This is a genomic window from Prevotella sp. P4-67, from assembly GCF_002251325.1.
Classification (GTDB): Bacteria; Bacteroidota; Bacteroidia; order Bacteroidales; family Bacteroidaceae; genus Prevotella.
This window is the reverse complement of record NZ_NPJL01000078.1, coordinates 1-2396: the sequence shown is the minus strand read 5'-3', so window position 1 is coordinate 2396 and position 2396 is coordinate 1. Positions and strand designations below refer to the sequence as shown.

The window sequence follows — 2396 nt, the reverse complement described above, 5'->3', positions numbered from 1 at the left end:
GTTTTGCTTGTTTTCTTTTTGCAACACTAAGATAAGTGAAAATTCTGACATGGCAAAATCCTGGGCAACTTTTTGTTGCTCAGGAACTTATAAATAAAGTTAAATTATAGTGTTGCGGAATTAAGGAAAGTTAAAAAATCCTCCCACTTTTGTTAGATATATTTTTTTGTGTAATTTTGTAATCGTTATGCGGCAGTAATAATATACATATTAATACGAGTTAGTAATCCTGTAGTTCTCACATGCTACGAGGAGGTATTAAAAGGTGCGTTTCGACAATGCATCTATTGTAGTATATTATTGCTTAATCCAAATGAATATTATAAATTTAGGAATTCTTGCTCACATTGATGCAGGAAAAACTTCCGTAACCGAGAATCTGCTGTTTGCCAGTGGAGCAACGGAAAAGTGCGGCCGTGTGGATAATGGTGACACCATAACAGACTCTATGGATATAGAGAAACGTAGAGGAATTACTGTTCGGGCTTCTACGACATCTATTATCTGGAATGGAGTGAAATGCAATATCATTGACACTCCGGGACACATGGATTTTATTGCGGAAGTGGAGCGGACATTCAAAATGCTTGATGGAGCAGTCCTCATCTTATCCGCAAAGGAAGGCATACAAGCGCAAACAAAGTTGCTGTTCAATACTTTACAAAAACTGCAAATCCCGACAATTATATTTATCAATAAAATTGACCGTGACGGTGTGAATTTAGAGCGTTTGTATCTGGATATAAAAACAAATCTGTCTCAAGATGTCCTGTTTATGCAAACTGTTGTCGATGGATTGGTTTATCCGATTTGCTCCCAAACATATATAAAGGAAGAATACAAAGAATTTGTATGCAACCATGACGACAATATATTAGAACGATATTTGGCGGATAGCGAAATTTCACCGGCTGATTATTGGAATACGATAATCGATCTTGTGGCAAAAGCCAAAGTCTATCCGGTACTACATGGATCAGCAATGTTCAATATCGGTATCAATGAGTTGTTGGACGCCATCTCTTCTTTTATACTTCCTCCAGAATCAGTCTCAAACAGACTTTCAGCTTATCTCTATAAGATAGAGCATGACCCCAAAGGACATAAAAGAAGTTTTCTAAAAATAATTGACGGAAGTCTGAGACTTCGAGACATTGTAAGAATCAACGATTCGGAAAAATTCATCAAGATTAAAAATCTAAAGACTATTTATCAGGGCAGAGAGATAAATGTTGATGAAGTGGGGGCCAATGATATCGCGATTGTAGAAGATATGGAAGATTTTCGAATCGGAGATTATTTAGGTACTAAACCTTGTTTGATTCAAGGGTTATCTCATCAGCATCCCGCTCTCAAATCCTCCGTCCGGCCAGACAGGTCCGAAGAGAGAAGCAAGGTGATATCCGCTCTGAATACATTGTGGATTGAAGACCCGTCTTTGTCCTTTTCCATAAACTCATATAGTGATGAATTGGAAATCTCGTTATATGGTTTGACACAAAAGGAAATCATACAGACATTGCTGGAAGAACGATTTTCCGTAAAGGTCCATTTTGATGAGATCAAGACTATCTACAAAGAACGACCTGTAAAAAAGGTCAATAAGATTATTCAGATCGAAGTGCCACCCAACCCTTACTGGGCCACAATAGGGCTGACGCTTGAACCCTTGCCGTTAGGGACAGGGTTGCAAATCGAAAGTGACATCTCCTATGGTTATCTGAACCATTCTTTTCAAAATGCCGTTTTTGAAGGGATTCGTATGTCTTGCCAATCTGGTTTACATGGATGGGAAGTGACTGATCTGAAAGTAACTTTTACTCAAGCCGAGTATTATAGCCCGGTAAGTACACCTGCTGATTTCAGACAGCTGACCCCTTATGTCTTCAGGCTGGCCTTGCAACAGTCAGGTGTGGACATTCTCGAACCGATGCTCTATTTTGAGTTGCAGATACCCCAAGCGGCAAGTTCCAAAGCTATTACAGATTTGCAAAAAATGATGTCTGAGATTGAAGACATCAGTTGCAATAATGAGTGGTGTCATATTAAAGGGAAAGTTCCATTAAATACAAGTAAAGACTACGCCTCAGAAGTAAGTTCATACACTAAGGGCTTAGGCGTTTTTATGGTCAAGCCATGCGGGTATCAAATAACAAAAGGCGATTATTCTGATAATATCCGCATGAACGAAAAAGATAAACTTTTATTCATGTTCCAAAAATCAATGTCATCAAAATAATGGAGCGGTCAGGAAATTTCTATAAGGCAACCTAAAATCCGCAACTATCATCCAATACACGATTAAGGGTAGATTTATGAGTCGTTAGTAGCAGCTTTCAGTAAAAAGCAACAGCACAACATCAATATGTAGCCACCATCCCCTTACCCCACGATGC

1 protein-coding gene is annotated in these 2396 nt (G+C 38.6%); it reads left to right on the top strand.

Annotated elements, in window-relative coordinates:
- The first annotated feature begins 313 nt into the window (after positions 1 to 313).
- Positions 314 to 2239 (top strand): tetracycline resistance ribosomal protection protein Tet(Q), encoded by a 1926-nt coding sequence (tet(Q), locus tag CIK92_RS12900; protein ID WP_002560998.1) that lies wholly within the window; start codon positions 314 to 316, stop codon positions 2237 to 2239.
- The last annotated feature ends 157 nt before the right edge of the window (positions 2240 to 2396 follow it).